Origin of the sequence: Dichelobacter nodosus (assembly GCF_001263335.1) — a bacterium.
GTDB lineage: Bacteria > Pseudomonadota > Gammaproteobacteria > Cardiobacteriales > Cardiobacteriaceae > Dichelobacter > Dichelobacter nodosus.
This window is the reverse complement of the sequence record NZ_LGVW01000011.1, coordinates 1-20,013: the sequence shown is the minus strand read 5'-3', so window position 1 is coordinate 20,013 and position 20,013 is coordinate 1. Positions and strand designations below refer to the sequence as shown.

21 protein-coding genes are annotated in these 20,013 nt (G+C 44.5%); 3 read left to right on the top strand and 18 right to left on the bottom strand.

Going from position 1 to position 20,013, the window contains the following annotated elements; translation table 11 throughout:
- The 14 genes from AKG33_RS01340 to dapB all read right to left on the bottom strand — a co-directional run bounded on the left by AKG33_RS01340 (position 1) and on the right by dapB (position 13,132).
- On the bottom strand, positions 1-402 hold the full coding sequence (locus AKG33_RS01340) for an acyl-CoA thioesterase (RefSeq protein ID WP_012030908.1): 402 nt from the start codon (positions 400-402) through the stop codon (positions 1-3).
- On the bottom strand, positions 399-1,058 hold the full coding sequence (gene tsaB / locus AKG33_RS01335; RefSeq protein WP_012030907.1) for a tRNA (adenosine(37)-N6)-threonylcarbamoyltransferase complex dimerization subunit type 1 TsaB: 660 nt from the start codon (positions 1,056-1,058) through the stop codon (positions 399-401). The genes AKG33_RS01340 and tsaB overlap by 4 nt, the downstream gene beginning before the upstream one ends.
- The gene (locus AKG33_RS01330; RefSeq protein ID WP_050707846.1) at positions 1,045-2,982 is read right to left on the bottom strand and encodes an ATP-dependent DNA helicase; all 1,938 of its coding nucleotides are present in this window, start codon (positions 2,980-2,982) and stop codon (positions 1,045-1,047) included. Before AKG33_RS01330 ends, tsaB begins: the two co-directional genes overlap by 14 nt.
- 9 nt (positions 2,983-2,991) lie before the next feature.
- Positions 2,992-3,879 (bottom strand): tetratricopeptide repeat protein, encoded by an 888-nt coding sequence (locus tag AKG33_RS01325; protein WP_012030905.1) that lies wholly within the window; start codon positions 3,877-3,879, stop codon positions 2,992-2,994.
- Between the two features lie 82 nt (positions 3,880-3,961).
- Positions 3,962-6,337: a penicillin-binding protein 1B gene (mrcB, locus tag AKG33_RS01320; protein WP_012030904.1), complete on the bottom strand. Its 2,376-nt coding sequence runs from the start codon at positions 6,335-6,337 to the stop codon at positions 3,962-3,964.
- A gap of 16 nt (positions 6,338-6,353) precedes the next feature.
- Positions 6,354-7,130, bottom strand: a complete 777-nt coding sequence (locus AKG33_RS01315; RefSeq protein ID WP_012030903.1) for a thymidylate synthase — start codon at positions 7,128-7,130, stop codon at positions 6,354-6,356.
- A gap of 7 nt (positions 7,131-7,137) precedes the next feature.
- Entirely contained in the window at positions 7,138-7,926 is a 789-nt protein-coding gene (gene lgt, locus AKG33_RS01310) for a prolipoprotein diacylglyceryl transferase (protein ID WP_012030902.1), read from the bottom strand.
- Positions 7,927-7,959: 33 nt separating this feature from the next.
- Positions 7,960-8,628: a TIGR04211 family SH3 domain-containing protein gene (locus AKG33_RS01305; protein ID WP_012030901.1), complete on the bottom strand. Its 669-nt coding sequence runs from the start codon at positions 8,626-8,628 to the stop codon at positions 7,960-7,962.
- Between the two features lies 1 nt (position 8,629).
- Positions 8,630-9,310 carry a hypothetical protein gene (locus AKG33_RS01300; RefSeq protein ID WP_050707845.1) on the bottom strand — a complete coding sequence of 227 codons (681 nt, stop codon included), beginning with the start codon at positions 9,308-9,310 and terminating at the stop codon, positions 8,630-8,632.
- Entirely contained in the window at positions 9,303-10,040 is a 738-nt protein-coding gene (gene pssA, locus AKG33_RS01295; RefSeq protein ID WP_050707844.1) for a CDP-diacylglycerol--serine O-phosphatidyltransferase, read from the bottom strand. The genes AKG33_RS01300 and pssA overlap by 8 nt, the downstream gene beginning before the upstream one ends.
- Positions 10,041-10,049: 9 nt before the next feature.
- Positions 10,050-10,739: an orotidine-5'-phosphate decarboxylase gene (pyrF, locus tag AKG33_RS01290; protein ID WP_050707843.1), complete on the bottom strand. Its 690-nt coding sequence runs from the start codon at positions 10,737-10,739 to the stop codon at positions 10,050-10,052.
- Complete coding sequence (lapB, locus tag AKG33_RS01285; RefSeq protein ID WP_012030897.1) at positions 10,736-11,881, bottom strand: lipopolysaccharide assembly protein LapB; 1,146 nt, start codon at positions 11,879-11,881, stop codon at positions 10,736-10,738. Before lapB ends, pyrF begins: the two co-directional genes overlap by 4 nt.
- Positions 11,882-12,238 (bottom strand): LapA family protein, encoded by a 357-nt coding sequence (locus AKG33_RS01280; protein ID WP_012030896.1) that lies wholly within the window; start codon positions 12,236-12,238, stop codon positions 11,882-11,884.
- A 69-nt stretch (positions 12,239-12,307) separates the two neighbouring features.
- Positions 12,308-13,132, bottom strand: a complete 825-nt coding sequence (gene dapB, locus AKG33_RS01275; RefSeq protein ID WP_012030895.1) for a 4-hydroxy-tetrahydrodipicolinate reductase — start codon at positions 13,130-13,132, stop codon at positions 12,308-12,310.
- Between the two features lie 29 nt (positions 13,133-13,161).
- On the opposite strand from dapB, the gene AKG33_RS01270 reads away from it, so the two are divergent.
- Positions 13,162-13,665 carry a Smr/MutS family protein gene (locus AKG33_RS01270; RefSeq protein ID WP_050707842.1) on the top strand — a complete coding sequence of 168 codons (504 nt, stop codon included), beginning with the start codon at positions 13,162-13,164 and terminating at the stop codon, positions 13,663-13,665.
- A 3-nt stretch (positions 13,666-13,668) separates the two neighbouring features.
- On the opposite strand, the gene AKG33_RS01265 is transcribed toward AKG33_RS01270, so the two are convergent.
- From AKG33_RS01265 to AKG33_RS01250, 4 genes are read right to left on the bottom strand one after another with little or no spacing between them, the layout of a single operon-like run.
- Positions 13,669-15,522, bottom strand: coding sequence for a DUF4422 domain-containing protein (locus tag AKG33_RS01265; protein WP_050707841.1), 1,854 nt, complete (start codon positions 15,520-15,522; stop codon positions 13,669-13,671).
- A 30-nt stretch (positions 15,523-15,552) separates the two neighbouring features.
- Positions 15,553-17,562: an excinuclease ABC subunit UvrB gene (gene uvrB / locus AKG33_RS01260; protein ID WP_012030892.1), complete on the bottom strand. Its 2,010-nt coding sequence runs from the start codon at positions 17,560-17,562 to the stop codon at positions 15,553-15,555.
- 15 nt (positions 17,563-17,577) lie between these two features.
- A complete protein-coding gene (locus AKG33_RS01255) occupies positions 17,578-18,042 on the bottom strand; it encodes a peroxiredoxin (RefSeq protein ID WP_012030891.1) in 465 nt (154 codons plus the stop codon).
- Positions 18,039-18,683: a DUF2959 domain-containing protein gene (locus tag AKG33_RS01250; protein WP_012030890.1), complete on the bottom strand. Its 645-nt coding sequence runs from the start codon at positions 18,681-18,683 to the stop codon at positions 18,039-18,041. The genes AKG33_RS01255 and AKG33_RS01250 overlap by 4 nt, the downstream gene beginning before the upstream one ends.
- A 71-nt stretch (positions 18,684-18,754) precedes the next feature.
- Between AKG33_RS01250 and rsxA the strand changes: the two genes are divergently transcribed.
- Complete coding sequence (rsxA, locus tag AKG33_RS01245) at positions 18,755-19,387, top strand: electron transport complex subunit RsxA (protein WP_012030889.1); 633 nt, start codon at positions 18,755-18,757, stop codon at positions 19,385-19,387.
- A complete protein-coding gene (gene rsxB / locus AKG33_RS01240; protein WP_012030888.1) occupies positions 19,384-19,953 on the top strand; it encodes an electron transport complex subunit RsxB in 570 nt (189 codons plus the stop codon). The genes rsxA and rsxB overlap by 4 nt, the downstream gene beginning before the upstream one ends.
- Positions 19,954-20,013: the final 60 nt, after the last annotated feature.

Below are 20,013 nucleotides of genomic sequence, written 5' to 3'. Positions count from 1 at the left end.
TTATTCCTGTTTATCGGTCAAATGGCGCCAATCTTTGGGTAACGCTGCCACGCGCCGTTTGTGATAATCAAAAGCGACCATTTTCGTCTGCGCCGTGGCGATGGTTTTGTCATCAACTTGCACGTGATATTCCAAAATAAACCAAGTATGTCCACTTTCCGTTACGTGCATCGTAATCAATAAGTTATCGCCATAAAACGCTTCTGCTAAATAATCCACATGAAGCGTGCGCATAATGAGCCCCGTGCCAAAAAAATTGGCTTCGCTGGCTGAAAAATGCGCTAAAAAATCGCAGCGTGCTTGATGCAAAAGACTGACGAGTCGATCGTGGGCGAGATGACCGCCGTAATTGATATCGCTGATGCGGACGGTTAATTGCGTTGAAATAGAATGAGGCATCATGAAGTAATCTCGTTGCGTAAATAATAAAGTTCGATTGGCGTTTGCGCAGATTGCCAACAAACCGCTGATAAGCAGGAAAACGCTTTTTCTGCCAAAGGAACGGTATCGGGCAAAAGTTTTGCCGTTGCAAAATGCATTTTATCGCGATAAATCAGTCCCGAACCAACCGCACATTGCGCGCGCGTTTGCCAATCTTCGGGTAATTCATCAGGCGCACATAAAGTATCGGGCGCTAACACTTCAATTTGATTGTCAAAACAATGATATAAACCTGCATAACAATGTTCTATCCGCGCATCTAAAAGCGGTAACACGATGCCCGTTTCGCCACTTGTTGCGGCAACAAGCGCCAAAGAAGACAATTTACCAATGGGAATATTGCTGGCATAAGCCAATCCCGAAGCAACGCTTGCGCCCACGCGCAATCCCGTAAACGCGCCTGGTCCTGCGCTTAAAATAATGCCGGCGATATCCGTCATCGCGAGCTGCGCTTCATCGAGGCAGTCTTTTATCATCGGCAAAATCACGCGCGTATGTTTGGCAACGCTATGATCAGCGCGCGCGATAATGCGCTGATTTACGCGCACGGCAACCGAACAAGAAGGCGTTGCCGTATCAATAGCTAATAAAGGTTTTGATAAATCAGGAATGTTCATGATAGTTAAAAAATCGGTAGACAATATCGAGTTTAGACGTGCGCGTCATGCGCGGCAAACTCTCCAAAAATATTTTTCCATAACTTTTCTGCCGCAACCGCGGATCGCCAATCACTAAAACACCATAATCTTTTTGATCGCGAATTAAACGCCCCACGCCCTGCTTCAAACTGATCACCGCCTGCGGCAAAGTATCGTACATAAAAGGCGACAAACCTTGCTCTTCCAGCAAACGATGCCGTTCTCTGCTGACGGGATCATCAGGCGCCGCAAAAGGCAATTTATCGATCATTACGCATACTAATTGTTTGCCGCGCACATCAACACCTTCCCAAAAACTCGCGGTTGCCAGCAATAACGCATTCGGTGTTTGACAAAAATCGGCTAATAATTTCGTTTTGGGCGCGCTGCCTTGCACAAAAAGTGCAAATTCCTCATTTGCCAACAATTTTTCTGCAATTTTTAATGCGCGGTAACTGGTAAATAATAAAAAAGAACGCCCTTGACTGCGCCGCAAAATCGGCAAAACGGCTGCAATAAATGATTCGGTATATTGCGGGTGGTTGGGATTGGGCAATTGCGTCGGCTGATACATCAGCGCTTGCTTAGGATAATCAAAAGGACTGGCGCAATATAAAGTTTCCACCGACGCGTTTAAACCCAGTTCGTGGCAAAAATGCGTAAAACTTTGATTAATGGTTAACGTCGCCGATAAAAAACACCATGCCGCATCGCTGCGTTCAATCCATGTTCCGAATTGCAATGCGGCATTAACTGGCACACGATTTAATACTAAATGCTGCGCGCGCACTTCCACCCATTTTGCTTCTGGCGTTTCGGGCGATGATTCGTTGGCATCTTTAAGCGCTAAAAATTCGTCCAAACTGTTTAAAGCCGTTTCAAGGCGCCGTTCAAAAGTATGCAAAACTGCCGCGCGCGGCAATTGCGGTTGTAACGCTGATAATAGTTTCATCAATGCTTGCTGCCACGCGGCAATGATTTCCCAAAAATCATGATGCGCCTGCAAATCCGGCATTTCTAAAATGCGCTCGTCATATATTTGCAAACTGCTGGGAAATTGCTGCATAACATTTTGTGCGGTTTTGATCGCATGGCGCAAAGTTAACGCATCGGGCGCGTGTTCAATCACCGCCTCATCAAATTCTTTTAACCAAAGATGGCATTGCCGCTGCGATAACGTTATGCCCGAAAAATGCCGCGTAATCGTCGGTAAATGATGTGCTTCATCGATGATAAACGTTTCAATTTCCGGCAAAATTTCGGCAAAACCATCATTTTTTAATACGAGATCCGCCAGCAATAAATAATGATTCACCACGATTAAATCGGCATCTTTAGCTTTCTGCCGCGCTTTTTGTACAAAACATTGTGCAAAAAATGGGCAATCAGCGTTTAAACATTGTTCCGCCGTGCAACTGACCGCGCGCAAAATGTCGTGATTTTCGGGAATATCAAGTTGTGCCAAATCGCCATCTTTGCTGCGCACGGCAAAATCATCAATCAATTGACGATATTTTTGCTCTTGCGCATTTTGCGGCGGTTTATGGGCTAAATGCTCATAACGTTCATAACAAAGATAATTGCGCCGCCCTTTCAATAAAGCGATTTTGCGCGAGTTGCCCAATATTTTTTGCACGAACGGAATATCGTGATAAAAAATTTGCTCTTGCAACGTTTTTGTCGCCGTGGAAATTAACGCCTTTTTTGCGCTCAATAATAACGGAAACAAATAAGCAAACGTTTTGCCGATGCCCGTTCCGGCTTCTGCGCATAAAACGCTTTTACGCTCAATTTGGCGCGCGATCGTTTCAGCAAGATGCACTTGTTCTTTTCGTACTTGATAGCCTTTTAATGCTGAAGACAGCGCACCTTGCTCTGAAAAGAAAGAATCTAATGTGGGCACAAGAATAATTTAGAATGACGCCGCGCGTTCGGCAGCCGTAATCGCGCCTTGATTGTCGCCCAAAGCTTTACGCGAATTAGCAATTAAAGACCACGCTTTTTTCATCATGGCATCGCTGGCACCCACGCGCACCACGCGACTGGCTGCGGATTCTGCTTCGTTATATTTTCCTTGGTGATAACGAATATTGGCAATGTCGTACAAAATTTTTGGATTAGAACTATCCAAACGTTGCGCATCTTGTAAATAAGCAACGGCGCCATCTAAATCACCTTTTCCTAAAGCAGAAGAAGCTTGTTTAAGCAAGGAATTAACGGAAGAATTGCCTTTTGCCGGTTTTTTCGCTGCTGGTGTTAATGCCGCGGTTTGTTGTTCGGTGGCGCTGGCAGTTTCGCGCGCGGTTTCTTCGGAATTAACGTTAGGACGAATGGGTTTGGGTTCATTTTTTTTATCGTTGACGGGCGCAGCGGCAACTGATTGATCCGCAGCTGGCTCCATGGATTGTTCTTTAGGCGTATCAACAACGGCGGAATTGGACGCAGATTGCGGCGCTTCGTTGCTTGGGCGAATTGACCAACCATCTTCCGGCGCGACCACTACCGGCGGTTTTGTTTGATATTGCGCCGGACGCGTATTAACGGTAACGGGCGGTCTAACTGGTGCAGGTTGTGGTTGATTGATTTGCGGTTGATTTAATTGAATGGGTTGTGGCGCGGGATAACGCGGTGCGGGTGTTGGTGCTGGTGTAAACATTTTTTTATTGCCCGCCACCGCAACCGGTTTTTCATAATACATATTTTGACTGGTCACCGGCGCTACTTGATTGCCATACATCATGCCCGTACACGCATTTAATCCCATTAAGCACGCCAACGCTGGAAAAATCATTTTTTTCATAAATTCACCCTTAGTTTATTAATTTTATTAAAAGACGTTGCTTCGTGACATCTTTATTTTATTGATAAAAACGCTGCTAATTCTAATTGAAATTGGCATCGTTGTTAAACCAGTTCGGCTGGGCATCAAAAGCAGGTGGCGTGCTATCAACCGGCGGTGGCGCAAACCAATCTGAATCGTCATAAATGGACTCTTCCACGGGTGCATAACAGCTCTTTCCAAATCTGGGTTCCGAGCCCGAAATGAAAGGTAAAGAAATCGTTGCTTCCGCGCATTGAGCGCCCGGTTGCAATCCCGTTGATTTACTAACGTTAACGGTAACAATGCCTTCTGGCTGCGGCACATCTAGCGGATAATGAGAAAGTTGCTTCATGATATCAATCCACAACGGCAATCCACCGCTGCCGCCTGCCAAACGCGTTGATTGATTTTGATCGTTACCCACCCACGCAACCGTTAAATAATTTCCAGAAAAACCTGCAAACCAACTATCGCGGTAATCGTCCGTGGTGCCCGTTTTACCGGCAAAATTATAATGACTGTCAAAATTTTCTTGATTGTAAATGCGCCGAGCCGTGCCACGGCGAGGGATTTCCTGCATCGCATAAACCAATAAATAATGCGGTGTAGGTTCGATCGCGCGGACGGTTTTCATATCAAAACGATCAACTACTTCCCCTTCTTGAGTGGTGATTTCACTGACCGCGCGCAATGGTTGAAAAATGCCGCCGTTGGCAATGGTTTCATAAATTTGCGTTACTTCCAAAGGCGTCATTTGCACCGCGCCCAACGCCAGCGAAGGATACGGTTTCATTTCCGACCACGCGCCCAAGCGCCGCAAAGTACTCACCACGTCATCAATGCCTAAATCCAGCGCAATGCGCGCCGTAGGAATATTGTAGGAATAAACCAAAGCATCGATGAACAATACTTTTCCGCGTGTGCGCCGATTATAGTTTTTCGGCGACCAAGTGCTTTTGCCGCGCGTGTAATTCAAAGGACTATCATCAACCAAAGTCGATAAAGTATATAAAGTAGGATATTCCAGCGCGCTTAAATAAACGGCGGGTTTAATTAAAGAACCAACTTGCCGGCTGGCAGAAATCGCGCGATTAAATCCTTGTTCACCAGCCACGCGCGAACCAACCAATGCGCGAATCGAACCGCTGCCAATATCAACAACCACGGCGGCGCCTTGCAAAAATCCTTTTTTTAATCCTTTGCTGCGTTCTAATTTAGGCAACTGATTTTCAACGGCTTTTTGTGTTGAAATTTGAATTTGCGGATCTAAAGTGGTGTAAATATTTAATCCTTGAGAGGTTAAATCCGCTTTGCTGTATTGCTGGGATAACTGTTGATAAACCAAATCCACAAACGCCGGAAAACGAATGCGATCGCTGGTAATTTCGTGAGCAACAACATCAAGCGGCAATTGACTTGCTAAACGAGCTTCTTTTTGACTGATTAATCGTTGCTCTGCCATCACATTTAATACCAAATCGCGCCGTTTTAAAGCATATTCAGGGTGACGTCTGGGATCGGCATTGCCCGGTTCGCGCACTAAAGCAACCAGCAACGCAATTTCATGAAGTTTTAATTCGTGCGGTTTTTTATTAAAGAAAAATTCACTCGCCAAACCAAAGCCGTGAATGGCGCGCTGCCCGTCTTGTCCCAAATAAATTTCATTGAGATAACCTTCCAAAATCGCTTTTTTACCTACATGACGTTCCAAAACGATCGCCATTAACATTTCTTTGATTTTGCGCGATATTTTTCGTTCATTGGTTAAATAATGATTTTTAATGAATTGTTGCGTCAGCGTACTGGCGCCTTGTTGATCGGTTTTCAAGATAAAGGTGACGTAAATCGAACGCATAATGCCGCGCATATCGATACCAAAATGGTGATAAAAATTACGATCCTCAACTGCAATTAAGGCATCAATTAATACTTCCGGCACATCTTCGCGTTTGACTAAAATGCGGTCTTCTTTGCGTTGCGGGAAAATATTGGCAATGCGAATGGGATTTAAACGCTCAATGGCGACTTGCTCTAAACTGGTTAAATTTTCTACTTTACTGATTCTACCGTCGGCGAAAGTAATTTGAATTTTGCGCGGTGCGCGTGCTTGATCCCAAAAATGAAATTCAGGTGCATAATAAATCACGGTATCGCCCTGATGATAATATTGCTCCGGTTTGATGGGGTTTTTGGTTTTTTGATATTCCAATAACGTCAATTCCTGCACCAAATATTCCGGCGTCATTGCTTTACCGACGAAAATCTCTAAAGGACGCGCAAAGACCCGCGCCGGCATTGACCACAACGCGCCATCTAGGTTTTGGTCGTCAAGATGATATTGTTTTTCCAGCTTGAATGCGTATAAAGCAGCAATTGCGATGCCGAAAACGCCTAAAGCGATTAATAAATAAAAGAAATTTCTTAAAATTTTAAGCACAAAAACGCTCCAAAATTTAAACAGCAACCGGCGCTTTAATCGCGGCATGGCAGCGATAATCTACGAGCAAAAAGTCTTCAAAAACATAATCATCAATGCTTTTTGCGCGCTTAATATGCATTTTGGGCAACGGATACGGTTGGCGTTTTAATTGCTCTTGCGCTTGCGCAAAATGGTTGCGATATAAATGCACATCGCCGCCCGTCCAAACAAAATCGCCTAATTCCAAATCCGCTTGCTGCGCCATCATCATCGTTAACAAAGCATAACTGGCAATATTAAACGGCACGCCCAAAAAAACATCTGCCGAACGTTGATAAAGCTGACAAGATAAACGCCCATTCGCAACGTAAAACTGAAATAAAACGTGACACGGCGGCAGCGCCATTTCTTCCAATTGCGCCACATTCCAACTGGAAACGAGCATGCGCCGCGAATCGGGATTGGTTTTTAAACTGGTTAAAACCTGATGAATTTGATCGCGCCCTGCCCAATTTCGCCATTGTTTGCCGTAAATTGGCCCTAAATCGCCGTTTTTATCCGCCCATTCGTCCCAAATACTGACGCCGTTTTGATTAAGATAAGCGATATTGGTATTGCCGGATAAAAACCATAATAATTCGTAAACAATGGATTTAAAATGCATTTTTTTGGTCGTTAACAAAGGAAAACCTGCCGCTAAATCAAAACGCATTTGATAACCAAATAATGAGCGCGTGCCAACGCCAGTGCGATCGGATTTATCAACGCCCGTTGTTAAAAGTGTTTCCAATAAAGTTAAATAAGTTTGCATGTTGCCCTCATTGCGCTTTAACTGGGCGCAAACATAATCCAATACCAATTACAATCATTGGAATGCATAACGCTTGCCCCATCGTTAACCAATGAAATCCAATAAAACCCAAATGCGCATCGGGCTGCCGCCAAAATTCAACGATAAAACGCGCGATACCGTAACCCAACAAAAAAACGCCAACCACGCGTCCACGCGGTCGCGGTTTTCGCGCATAACAATAAAGTACGATAAATAAAACCAACCCTTCTAACGCCGCTTCATATAATTGCGTTGGGTGCCGCGGCAAATAATCGGGCGCGTGCGGAAAAATCATTGCCCACGGAACATCTGTTACCCGTCCCCACAATTCGCCGTTAATAAAATTGCCCAATCTGCCGAAAAAAAGCCCTAACGGAAACAGCGGCGCCACAAAATCGCCAACCGTCAACGTTTTCATGTGGTATTTGCGCGCAAAAAGAAAACAAGCAAACACTACGCCCAATAATCCGCCGTGAAACGACATGCCGCCTTGATAAATTTTCAAAGGATAAAGCCAATCTTGCGCCCAATAGCTCATGCCGTAAAACAAAACATAGCCCACGCGACCGCCTAAAATCACGGCAATCATTAAATATGTCAGCAAATCATCGAGCATGGCAGCGTTCCAGTTCGGCGTTTTTTGGCTGCGTCGTTTGCCCAACCAATAACCGAGCATAAAACCAATGACATACATCAATCCATACCATGTGGCATGAATGGGACCGATTTCAAAAATATTGGGATTTATTTGAGGGTGAACCAAAGCCATCGGCATCAACCTATCGCGAAAAAAAACGCGGCAATCATATCACAAATCATGAATGCTACTCCGCCGTCCGTGGAAAAAGAAAACGCGCGAAAACCAATGTAAAAGAAAACCACCGATCACCAATAATCCGCCGCTGATAAGTTGCCGATGGGCATCAGACTCGCTTAAGCGGATATTGCTGTGCGTTAAATGGAGATTTTTTTGCTCCAGCGCCACTAATTGCGCTTGTAAACGGCGGTTTTGTTGATCGATAGCAACCACGTTTGCCGACGCGCGTTGTAAAGCAGCGTACTCGCCGCTGACTTGTTCTAATTGGGCTTTGGCGATGCGCAACTGTTCTTGTAATTCTTGAAGACCGTCTTCTTTATTTTCCTGCGCCGTACTCAAACGCACATTTTCCGCCTGCGCTTCTTTTAATGCATTGTTTAAATGCGGATATTGGCTTAATACGCTCGGCGTTCTCGTTAAATAACGCGCATAAATCCAGCCTTCTAATTGTTCATATTTAATGCGTGCATAACGTCCATCATTACTGTTTTCCAGCCACGTAACGCTTTCCCCAGCCGGAACAGTGCCAACAAAACGCGCGTGAATATTCGGCGCATCGCTAATAGAAACCGGAACGCGATCGATAATCCACATAGGTTCAGTGGCAAAAACAAAACCGTTTATTAAAAATAAACTAAATAAAATGAAATAATTACGCATTTTAACCACAATGTGATAAGTGAATAAAAGTCTGCCACAATTGATACTTTTGCTCCGGTTTACGCAATAAAATTGCCGGATGCGGACAATAAATATCCGTGGCTGCCGCCGTAGAGACGATTTTTTGCCAATATTCCCGCGTGCCGATCCACAATTTTTTCCGTTCAGCAAATTCTGGAATCGCCATCGGCTGCGGTTTTGGTAACGTTAACGTATCAAAATCACTAAAAGCCGCCGCTTCTTTTTGCAAACCGCAAACGCTTAATGCCTGTTGCCACAATTGCATTTCCAAAGCATCAGCAAAAAGACGCCAACGAGCGTTTTGCCACCATAATGTCGGTAAAATCCACAAAAAATGACTATCGTTAGCAGCCAATACCGTCATCGACGGCACGGCATATAACGCCCCATTTGCCGCATGAAAAACGCTGGCGGTGGTGGTAGTTTGAGGGTTTTCGGTAATGGTTTGACTGGACGGCAATTCTATTTTAGAAACGTTTTTCGGTGTTTGTTCTGCCGCAAAACTTTGCCGCAAAATGGCGGCAGTCGTTTGCAATGATGATTGTTCACGGCGCGCGCTTTGAGCAGCGATCCGCACCGTTTTGCGTTCAATCCAGCGCCGATAACCCAATAATTGCCACGCGGTTTTTTGCGCGGCAGTCGGAATTAATACGTTATTCATGATGACGCTGTTGGTACATGCGCCACAATAATAAAACCGGACCGTGTAAACCGTATAAAAGGAAAATCGTAAATAAAACAATGGCGGGCTCTAACCAAATCAACCCCAAAACCAACGCCGGCAAAACGGAAATATGGAAAGGTTTCATCGCTTCCCAATTGATACTTTTACCGCTGAAATAACGAATGTTAGAAACCATCGCCAGTCCGCAAAAAAGCAGCAACATTCCTGAAATTAAAGCGAATTGTTTGGGCTGCCAACCGTAACTACTGCCCACCCAAACATAACCAGCAATAACCGCTGCTGCCGATGGACTCGGTAAACCAATAAAATACGCTTTATCGATGCTGCCAACTTGAACATTAAAACGTCCCAAACGCAGCGCGGTGCAAGCAGTATAAATAAAAGCCGTCATCCAACCTAACCGCGTGGGCACCATGGAAATTTCTGCCATCAAATGTAACGACCATTGATACATCACCATCGCCGGCGCAACGCCGAATGATACTAAATCCGATAATGAATCGTATTGAATACCAAATTCGCTTTCCGTTTTAGTTAAACGCGCCACCCGACCATCGCAGCCGTCAAAAATCATGGCAGCAAATATCAAAACGGCAGCTTTACGAAAATTGCCGTTGGTCGCCGCCAAAATGGAGTAAAAACCGCAAAATAAAGAGGCGGTGGTAAAAGAATTGGGGAGCAAATAGGCTAATTTATGTTCTTGCATGATTTTTCCTCATAATGTTGCCATGATGGCATTTAATGCTTGCGCAGGATCGGCGGCGCGCGTAATCGGTCGTCCGATCACTAAATAATCGCTTCCTTGAGCCAGCGCTTCCTTAGGTGTAAATACGCGTTTTTGATCATCATGTGCACTCTGTTGGGGACGAATTCCGGGCGTGACGGTTAAAAACTGGGGCGCGGTACTTTTTTTAATTACGGGCACTTCTGCTGCCGAACACACCACACCATCTAAACCCGCGGTAAACGCCAATCGCGCTAAACGCCGAACCTGCGATTCCATAAGATCGTCAACGCCAACGCTGCCCAAAGCTGCATCATCAAAACTCGTCAGCACCGTAACCGCCGTTAGCAAAGGCGCTTGTTTGGCGGCGGTAGCGGCTTCTTTTGCTGCTTGCATCATGGCAAGTCCGCCGCTTGCGTGTACATTAACCATCCAAACGCCCAAATCTGCCGCAACGCGCACCGCAGCGGCAACCGTGTTTGGAATATCGTGAAATTTCAAATCAAGAAAAATCTCAAAACCCAATTCTCGCAATTGCGCAATTAACGGCGCGCCTTCACGTGTAAAAAGTTCGCTGCCAATTTTTAAACGACAGTGCTGCGGCGAAAGTTGTTTAGCGCAAGTAAGCGCTGGTTCTTTTTGAGGAAAATCCAAAGCAATAATGATTGGAGAATGATTCATCGTTGTTCCAATTTTAATTCTAAAACGGGGCGAAAACTGCTCCACGCGTGGCAAGCCGGACAATGCCAAATAACCCGTTGTTGCCGAAAACCGCATTGATTACATTGATAAACCGTTTTCGGCGTTAATACATTGCCCAATGTTTGATAAAGCGCGCGAATGTCATCACTTTGATGCAAGCGTAAATAATCCGCCAGCAATAAGGGATTTGCGCTGGTTTGTAAACGCTTTTCCAGCAATTGCAAAGCCGCATCAGGCGCACGTTTTTCCAAAATATGCACTAACGCCAGCGTTAATCGCACAAAAGGTTGTTCAGCTTCCTTTTGCTCCAGCCACGCTAAATATTCATCTTCGCGATCGATGTGTTGATACGCTTTCATGAGAAACGGCAAAATTTCCGGCAAGAAATCAAGCGCTTGTTCGGCAATAGATTGATAACTATGAATGGCGCTGACGTATTCACCCTGTTGTTCTGCGAGTTGCGCGCGCATTAAATAAGCACGCCCACAGCGGGCATCGATTTGCAGCGCGGACACAACCGCCGCATGCGCCGCTTGCGTTTCATTCTGTGCCAATGCACGTTGGGCAATTTCACAATAATAATGCGCAATTTGCTGCCGACAATCGCCAAAACCGCTGTTTTGCCAAAGTTCCCGCGCTTTGATAGCGCCCTGCCAATCTGCGGTGCGCTCATATAATCGGTACAAAGTATTTAACACGTCTTTCAAACGAAAATGCTCATCGCGCAAAGATTCCAACAAATGTTTTGCCTGTTCATACATGCCCGCTTGAATACAATCTTCGGCTAATTCATAGGCGACAGATTGACGTTGCAATGGCGTTGCATTCGGATAATCCAGCAGTTGTTGGTGTAAATGCAAAGCGCGATCCAATTCACCACGTTTGCGAAAAAGCGTGCCTAAAGTGAGTTGATTATCAAAAGTTTGCTGGTCAATTTCTGCCATCGATAAAAAAACATCGATTGCCTGTCCGGTTTGATCATTAAGTAAAAAGCTTAATCCTTCAAAATAAGCCTCGCGCGACTTACTTTTACGCAAATCGCGCACCTCTTTTCGCATCGCCACCCACCAACCCGACCACGCAGCTAAAGGCAGCAGTAAAGTGACCAGCCAGTTACCCATTTATACTTTTCGAGAAGCTTCAAAAGCCGTCCGCACTTTAATCCGTTCCATTTCTTCGTGTTCATCACGAATTTGTTGCTCAACCGCGGTGGCACGCGCTCGCCAATAAGTCACTTTCACGCCGAAAATCAGCAAAGTAATCAAAGCGCCTAACACAAAACAGCCTGCCATCACCACAATTACCGGTAATTCACAAGCATTAACGGTTAATTTTAAAGGCAAAAATCCTGCCAAACGTTCAGAAGTCAACCATTCCAAAGAAACGTAATGAAAATTGACCACATCGGCATTTAGTTTGCCTACAAACGCAAAACAAATGCACAACAGCGCAGTCATCAAATAACCTAACAATTTCATCTCAATACTCCTTTTATGTTGTCATTAATGATGGGCAGCTTATCATAGAAATAATAACTATCGCGCGCTTTAAAAGTTTAAAACGTCGCTCATGGTATATAAGCCCTTTGGTTTCCCGACCAACCATTTTGCCGCCAACACGGCGCCTTTCGCAAAAACCGAACGATTTTGCGCCCGATGCGTCAATTCAATGCGTTCATCATCGTGAATAAAATAAACCGTATGTTCTCCCACGATATCGCCACCGCGCAGCGACGAAAAACCAATTTGTCCATTTTTGCGCGCTTGTTGATGCGGATAACAACTGCAATCGCTTAAAACTACTTGCCGCGCGGCAGCAATTTCTTCGCCCAAACGCAGCGCCGTTCCCGATGGCGCATCAATTTTGCGCCGATGATGAAATTCCAAAATTTCCGCGTCCCATTCTTCCGGCGGTAAAACTTGCGCTAATTTGCGCGTCAATTCGCATAAAATCGTTATGCCAATACTGGTATTTTCTGCTAAAACAATGGGTAAATCTTCCGCTGCTTGTTCTATCCAGCGCCGCGTTTCCGCCGTAAAACCCGTAGTTCCGATCATTAAAGAGGTATTAAAACGCCGGCAAACGTTGAGCATGGCAAACGTAGCATCAGGGCGCGTAAAATCCACCACCACATCTGCCCGACACAATAATTCCAAATTGCTCACCGGCTTTAGATCGCTGGCAAAATCGCCAACATCAGACAACGGTTTTCCCAGCCAAGCGTGTCCTTCGCGAACGGACGCCGCCACTAATTGACATTGCGCATCAGCCAAAACCGCTTTTGCAATTTCCTGCCCCATTTTTCCGCTGATTCCGTGGATAGCAATATTCATATCAAACCTTTCAATTTCTGCCGGCAAAGGTCGTATCATAGAACCTTGTTATCAGAAAAACTACTCTCATGACCGATAAAAAAACACCTTCTTTTGCTGAATTAATTGGCGCGGTGCAAAAAATTCATAAACCACCGCAGTCGCCGGATTTTGGACGCGTTGCCAAAACACTTCAACCTTTGCGGCTGCAAGCGCAACACAAACGCGAAATTCCGCAATATTTTGAACAAGAAATTGATGAAAATTATGACCTTACCGCGCGCGCTTACCAAAAAATGTTGCGCCCCGATTTATATTTCGCGCGCGAAATTGATTGCCACGGCAAATATGTTGATGACGCATTGCGTTATATTCAAGATGCACTTAATTTTAGGAAAAACAAATGGTTATGCTATTGGTTAATCATTCACGGTAAAGGACGTAACAGTTTAATTGGCGACCGCGCACCGGTTAAATTTGCCGTTATCGGGCATCTTCGTTGCCACCCTGCAATTTCTGCCATTCGTGCGCTGCGCGACGGTCGTGGAGAAAGTGGCGCCGTCGTAGTCGCGGTAAAAGCGCAAACTTTTTAATCTTTACAACCGCTCTTTTAAATAGTCTTTCACACCGTTTAACATTTTTCGGATTCCGATCGGCAAACGTAACCAAATGCGGTAAGCGATTTTCCAACGCCAACTTTTTTCGCCAGATTTTTGCGATTTTTTTCGAACATTAAGCAGCATTTTTGACGTTAAAACAGATTCATACCAAAAAGTTTGCCGCAAATAGTAATAATAAAATTCCGCAAATTTCGCCGATAAATCCACCCAAGGTTTCGCTTCATAACCAGCATAATGAATAATTGCCGGTGCGCGCTCGGCAGCTTTTAATTCCGCAATTAATTCGGCAGATAATCCTTCATAAATATCCGCTCCCACATTAACCACGTTCCAACACGGATTTAAAAAATGCACATTACCCACAAAATATTTATTTAAAATATCCTGATCTAAAAACCAATAACGTTTTTCTGTTAATGATGCAATCATTTTATCGGCATAATTTAATGCTTTTAATTGTTCTAAATCAAACAAAATCACACCCGCTTGAAAATAATGCTGCCAATTTTCTTTTAATCCCACATAATCTTCTAAATATTTTTTCGCCGGTAAATAATTCGTAAATTCAATAGAGCGCACGCCCACTTGGCAAAAATGATGCATGATATAATCAAATACGGCACCAATTGCTTTTCCATTTAAATCTGTAGCAAATAATTCTGCTAAATCAGCTAAAACGATCGTATCGCAATCAATATATAAAACGCGTTTCCGATCGATAATTAATTTATCTAAAATTAAACGATAAAAAGTTGCTCTTGAAAAATGCATATGCACTTTTTGATCGGTAAATTCATCGCTTAAATCTAAAAATTGAATCGCGCCTCTTTTTCCTAATAAATGCGCTAATTGTTTTTGACTAATAAAGTCAATGCCGCCATCTAAAATAATTAAATCTAAAAATGCATCACAAGATAAATGATCAATAATTGAACAAATTAAAGCACCTAAATGCGGCACATAATGTTCATCAGCTGCAATAACAACAGAAACCGCATTTTTTTGACACACTTTTTGCGCAATCCAATGTTTTTCTGCCGTATTTTTCATAAAAACCCGTGGTAAATAATTCACTTTTAATTCAGGATTATTGCGCAACAATTGTGCAATCCAAACATTAAATAATCGTTCAGATAAATAACCTAAAACGCGTTGTTCTTGCTGTTGATAACGAGAAAAATCAATTCTTTTTTCAACCCGTTCTAAAATTGAAAATAACCATTGCGAATAATCGGCGAATAATGTTTTTTTAAGAATAAACATATTGGTAAAATAACCGGAATCTTGCCGCATTACGTAATCAAAATCTGATAAATAATCCGGAAAAATTTCTGCAATGACATCGCGCGCTATCATTAAATCTTTCTTATGATGAAATGGCGCATACGCATAATGCGTTAATAAATCTTTTGCACCTTCATTTTTAACGCTCCACGCCTGCGGTAAAACAATATCATAGGGCAAAACTTGCGCTTCAATAGCCGATTCTTCTAAACCAAACTGCTGCGTAAAATTTAAAGTAAAACTTTCCGTTTCAATGACACCAAAACGATTATCCGCATATTCTTTTTCACCATTAAAATTGAAAAACCGCCGATAATGCATCATGCCAATATAATCAGCATTAAGATCATTTTTCCACGCCCAATATTGTGCCGTTAATTCACAATAAAAAGGATTTTTATCCGCAATATGATCGCCTTCATTATCGCGATATAAAATTCCAGAAATTGCTGTGCCGTTGCCAACTTGAATTGGTTTTATATAACGATTTTGAATTAAATGCACCGGCTGATGATAAACGGTATAAAGAGAAATAGTGTGTGTCATCAAAAAAATACCTTATTTCAAAATAAAATTTTATGCTTTTAACGGCATATGCATTAATAATGCTTTTTCTAATGTTTTGATGCGATCGCGGATTTCTGCCGCCCGTTCAAATTCCAAATCGCGCGCGGCGGCAAGCATTGCTTTTTCTAATTGCTCAATTTCTTTAATGATTACTTTGGGATCAGATGAAAATGTTTCTTCTGACGGCGTCCGCGTTGTTTTTTTCTCGGATACGCGATGCGCGCCTTCCATGATATCGGTAATTTTTTTCTGAATCGTTTGCGGCACGATGCCGTGTTGTTCATTAAAAGCGGTTTGCTTTTCGCGCCGTCTTTGGGTTTCCGTTAACGCTTTTTCCATCGATTGCGTCACGTGATCGGCATATAAAATCGCCATACCGTCCACATGCCGCGCCGCGCGTCCAATCGTTTGAATCAACGCCCGTTCGCCGCGCAAAAAACCTTCTTTATCCGCATCAAAAATTGCCACCAAAGACACTTCCGGAATATCCAAACCCTCGCGTAATAAGTTAATGCCCACCAAAACATCAATCACGCCCAATCGCAAATCGCGAATGATTTCCATGCGTTCCACCGTATGAATATCAGAATGCATATAACGCACGGCAATCCCTTGTTCTTGCAGAAAATCGGTTAAATCCTCGCTCATTTTTTTGGTTAACGTAGTAATCAAAACCCGCTCATTTTTTGCCCGCCGGCGCTGAATTTCTGCCAAAACATCATCAACTTGCTGCGCCACCGGTCGCACTTCCACCCGCGGATCCAATAAACCCGTCGGACGCACTAATTGCTCAACGATTTGCCCCGATTGTTCGCGTTCATAATCGCTTGGCGTTGCCGAAATATAAATCGTCTGCGGCGAAATCGCCTCAAACTCTTCAAAACGCAACGGACGATTATCCAAAGCCGACGGTAACCGAAAACCGTGCGCCACTAACGTTTCTTTGCGCGAACGATCACCGCGATACATGCCGTGCAATTGCGGCAGCGTCACGTGACTTTCATCAATCAATAACAACGCATCAGCCGGCAAATAATCATGCAAAGTTGGCGGCGGCTCGCCGGCAGCGCGTCCGGAAAGATAGCGGGAATAATTTTCAATGCCGGAGCAATAACCCAATTCCATAATCATTTCTAAATCAAATTGCGTGCGTTGCGCCAAACGTTGCGCTTCTAATAATTTATTTTGCGCACGCAATTGCGCGCAGCGTTCATGCAATTCCGCTTTAATTTCATCAATGGCGGCAAGCAACCGATCGCGCGTGGTTGCATAATGCGTTTTCGGATAAATACTGACGCGCGGCACATCGGCAATCACGGCGCCGGTTAACGGATCAAAATATTGAATACGTTCTACTTCATCATCAAATAACGCAATCCGCACCGCGTGCTCCACCGCTTCCGCCGGCATAATATCGATGACATCACCGCGCACGCGAAACGTTCCGCGCAAAAGTTGCGTATCGTTACGGGTATATTGCAACTCTGCTAAATGCGATAACAACGATCGCTGATCAATTTGGCTGCCGCGGGTAACGTGTAACAACATTTTTAGATATTCGCGCGGATCGCCCAAACCGTAAATTGCGGAAACCGATGCCACAATAACGGTATCGCGGCGCTCTAAAATCGCTTTAGTGGCAGAAAGCCGCATTTGCTCGATATGTTCGTTAACGGAAGCGTCTTTTTCAATAAACGTATCCGAAGACGGAACATAAGCTTCCGGTTGATAATAATCGTAATAAGAAACGAAATATTCCACGGCGTTATGCGGAAAAAATGCCCGCATTTCGCCGTACAATTGCGCGGCGAGCGTTTTATTAGGCGCCAAAATTAAAGTGGGACGATTGGCGCGCGCGATCACGTTTGCCATCGTAAACGTTTTACCAGAACCAGTTACGCCCAATAAAGTTTGTTTTGCCAGCCCCGCATCAAGTCCCGACAATAATTGCTCAATTGCCGGCGCTTGATCGCCAGCCGGTGCATAATCCGCAACTAATTGAAAGTTTTTCGTCGCCACTTTTATTTTGATTCCTTATTCGGCACAGTCTTTTTGCAATTTTTGTAGCGTTTGCAAAACTTCTTCAACATGTCCGCGCACTTTAACGCGCCGCCAGCTGTGGGCAAGTTCGCCTTTGGGATTGATTAAAAAAGTACTGCGTTCAACGCCTAAAAATTGTTTTCCAAACATGCTTTTGGGTTTGATAACGTCAAAAGCCGCGCACAATAGCTCTGATTCATCGCTGATTAATGGAAACGGTAAACATTGTTTTTCTTTAAATTTTTCATGCGATGCCATTTTGTCGCGGGAAACGCCGTAAATCCGCGCGCCGCACGCTTCAAAACGCGCAAAATTATCGCGAAATGCTTGCGCTTCCAAAGTGCACCCGGGCGTGGCATCTTTGGGATAAAAATATAAAACCGTCCACGCGCCCAATAAATCATCGCGCGAAAAACTGCCGCCGTCGGTGGTCGGCAATTCGGGAAAAGTGATATTCATGATGCCGCTCGCTTCATTTTGTTAATAAATTGATTGGCTTCATTGATGGAACGATTGATTTGCGCAATTAATTGACTCACGTCGTATTCAATCCGGCGATATTCTTGATGTAAAGCGCTCACCGCCTGCGCGTTTAAATGATGTTTTAAATATAAAACTTGATCGCGGAATACATTTAACACCGGCGGCATTTTCGCTTCTACCGTTTTTAATGCCTGCATCAATTGCCGATATTCGTGCTGCGTTTGCGCGAGTTGCGCCGCGCTTTGTTCGCGCAACATCGGATTTTCATATAATTTCAATTCTTTCTGCCATTCTCGAAATAAATCTTGCGCCACGCGTTCAATGCTGCGAATGCGTTGGCTAACTTCATCGGCGGCTTTTTGGCTGCGATCGTAGGCATTTTGTAACCGTTTATATTCTTTTTCTAAATCACCGCCAGAAAAACGCACCACCGAACGAAATTGCATCAACGCCGAATCAAATTCTTTTTTCGCCGCGTTTTGCGCATCGCGCGTCTCCACCACACGATCAACCAAAATATCGCGTTTATAAACGCCAAATTTTTCCATTGCGTCGTAATACGTTGAAGAACACGCCACCACCGCCAGCACCAATATCATTGAAAAATATCGTTTCATCTTTATAAATTCCTTCTGCTCATTTTTAATCACGGGCGGCATTGTATCGCGCTCATTGAGTTTAGGCTAAAATGATAAATGATAAACATTCTAATTGCCCTGCTCATCGTTTTTTTATAGAGGCTTTTGTGCATTACATCAGTATTATTTTCGCCACAACGTTGGTGAATAATTTCGTTTTGAGTCAATTTTTAGGATTATGCCCATTTATGGGCGTTTCGCGCAAAATCGACGGCGCCATCGGCATGGGATTTGCCACGGCATTTGTATTAACGCTTTCCGCGTGCGCAACATATCTTATTGATAACTATATTCTTATTCCTTATCACTTAACATTTCTGCGCACCATTATTTTTATCGTCACCATCGCGGCGCTCGTGGGACTCACCGAACTTTTTATCGCTAAAACCAGTCCACTGCTGCATCGCTTGCTCGGCATTTATTTGCCGCTGATTACGACCAATTGCGCCGTTTTAGGCGTGGCATTATTAAACAGCCATCGCCATCATCATTTGCTGGAATCCGCGTGCTACGGTTTTGGCGCCGCTTTAGGTTTTACGTTCGTTCTCGTGATTTTTGCCGCGCTGCGTGAACGTCTGCAAACTGCTGATATTCCGCGTCCTTTTCGCGGCCCGCCTATTGCTTTAATCACCGCCGGCATTCTCGCGCTCGCATTTATGGGTTTTGGAGGTTGGACGGCATGACAACACTCCTCGCGCTTTTAGGATTAATCTTTTTTATGGCGCTTCTCGGTTTATTGCTGGGCTATTTCGCGCAACGGTTTCACAATGAAAGCGATCCGATCGTAGAAAAAATTGAAGCGGTTTTACCGCAAACTCAATGCGGACAATGCGGATTTGCCGGCTGCAAACCGTATGCACAAGCCATCGCCGCTGGAAAAGCCGATATTAATCGCTGCCCGCCGGGCGGAGAAGAAGGCGTTGCCAAACTTGCCGAACTGCTCGGCGTCACAGCAAAACTGTTAGACGCTGAAGTCGGCGCGCCCAAACCGCCGCAAGTTGCATGGATTGTGGAAGATTGGTGTATTGGGTGTACGCGTTGCATTCAAGCCTGCCCCGTTGATGCCATTGTCGGCAGTACGCAACGCATGCATACCGTTTTAAGCGCCGAATGCACAGGTTGCGAATTATGCATTGCGCCGTGTCCAGTAGATTGCATCGTGATGAAACCGCGCGATGCCGCTTTTTGGCAATGGCAACCGCCTCAAACACCATTAGAATCAACACAGGAACATCATGAAACTCTTTAAGCGTTTTTGGGAAACGCCGGCGGCGCCTTATCATTTTCACGGCGGTTTTACGTTTCCCCC

Coding starts and splice junctions, on each gene's coding strand:
- AKG33_RS01340 (WP_012030908.1), bottom strand. CDS start 402: ATGATGCCTCATTCTATTTCAACGCAATTAACCGTCCGCATCAGCGAT.
- tsaB (WP_012030907.1), bottom strand. CDS start 1,058: ATGAACATTCCTGATTTATCAAAACCTTTATTAGCTATTGATACGGCA.
- AKG33_RS01325 (WP_012030905.1), bottom strand. CDS start 3,879: ATGAAAAAAATGATTTTTCCAGCGTTGGCGTGCTTAATGGGATTAAAT.
- AKG33_RS01315 (WP_012030903.1), bottom strand. CDS start 7,130: ATGCAAACTTATTTAACTTTATTGGAAACACTTTTAACAACGGGCGTT.
- lgt (WP_012030902.1), bottom strand. CDS start 7,926: ATGCCGATGGCTTTGGTTCACCCTCAAATAAATCCCAATATTTTTGAA.
- AKG33_RS01305 (WP_012030901.1), bottom strand. CDS start 8,628: ATGCGTAATTATTTCATTTTATTTAGTTTATTTTTAATAAACGGTTTT.
- AKG33_RS01300 (WP_050707845.1), bottom strand. CDS start 9,310: ATGAATAACGTATTAATTCCGACTGCCGCGCAAAAAACCGCGTGGCAA.
- pssA (WP_050707844.1), bottom strand. CDS start 10,040: ATGCAAGAACATAAATTAGCCTATTTGCTCCCCAATTCTTTTACCACC.
- pyrF (WP_050707843.1), bottom strand. CDS start 10,739: ATGAATCATTCTCCAATCATTATTGCTTTGGATTTTCCTCAAAAAGAA.
- lapB (WP_012030897.1), bottom strand. CDS start 11,881: ATGGGTAACTGGCTGGTCACTTTACTGCTGCCTTTAGCTGCGTGGTCG.
- AKG33_RS01280 (WP_012030896.1), bottom strand. CDS start 12,238: ATGAAATTGTTAGGTTATTTGATGACTGCGCTGTTGTGCATTTGTTTT.
- dapB (WP_012030895.1), bottom strand. CDS start 13,132: ATGATACGACCTTTGCCGGCAGAAATTGAAAGGTTTGATATGAATATT.
- AKG33_RS01270 (WP_050707842.1), top strand. CDS start 13,162: ATGACCGATAAAAAAACACCTTCTTTTGCTGAATTAATTGGCGCGGTG.
- AKG33_RS01265 (WP_050707841.1), bottom strand. CDS start 15,522: ATGACACACACTATTTCTCTTTATACCGTTTATCATCAGCCGGTGCAT.
- AKG33_RS01255 (WP_012030891.1), bottom strand. CDS start 18,042: ATGAATATCACTTTTCCCGAATTGCCGACCACCGACGGCGGCAGTTTT.
- AKG33_RS01250 (WP_012030890.1), bottom strand. CDS start 18,683: ATGAAACGATATTTTTCAATGATATTGGTGCTGGCGGTGGTGGCGTGT.
- rsxA (WP_012030889.1), top strand. CDS start 18,755: ATGATAAATGATAAACATTCTAATTGCCCTGCTCATCGTTTTTTTATA.
- rsxB (WP_012030888.1), top strand. CDS start 19,384: ATGACAACACTCCTCGCGCTTTTAGGATTAATCTTTTTTATGGCGCTT.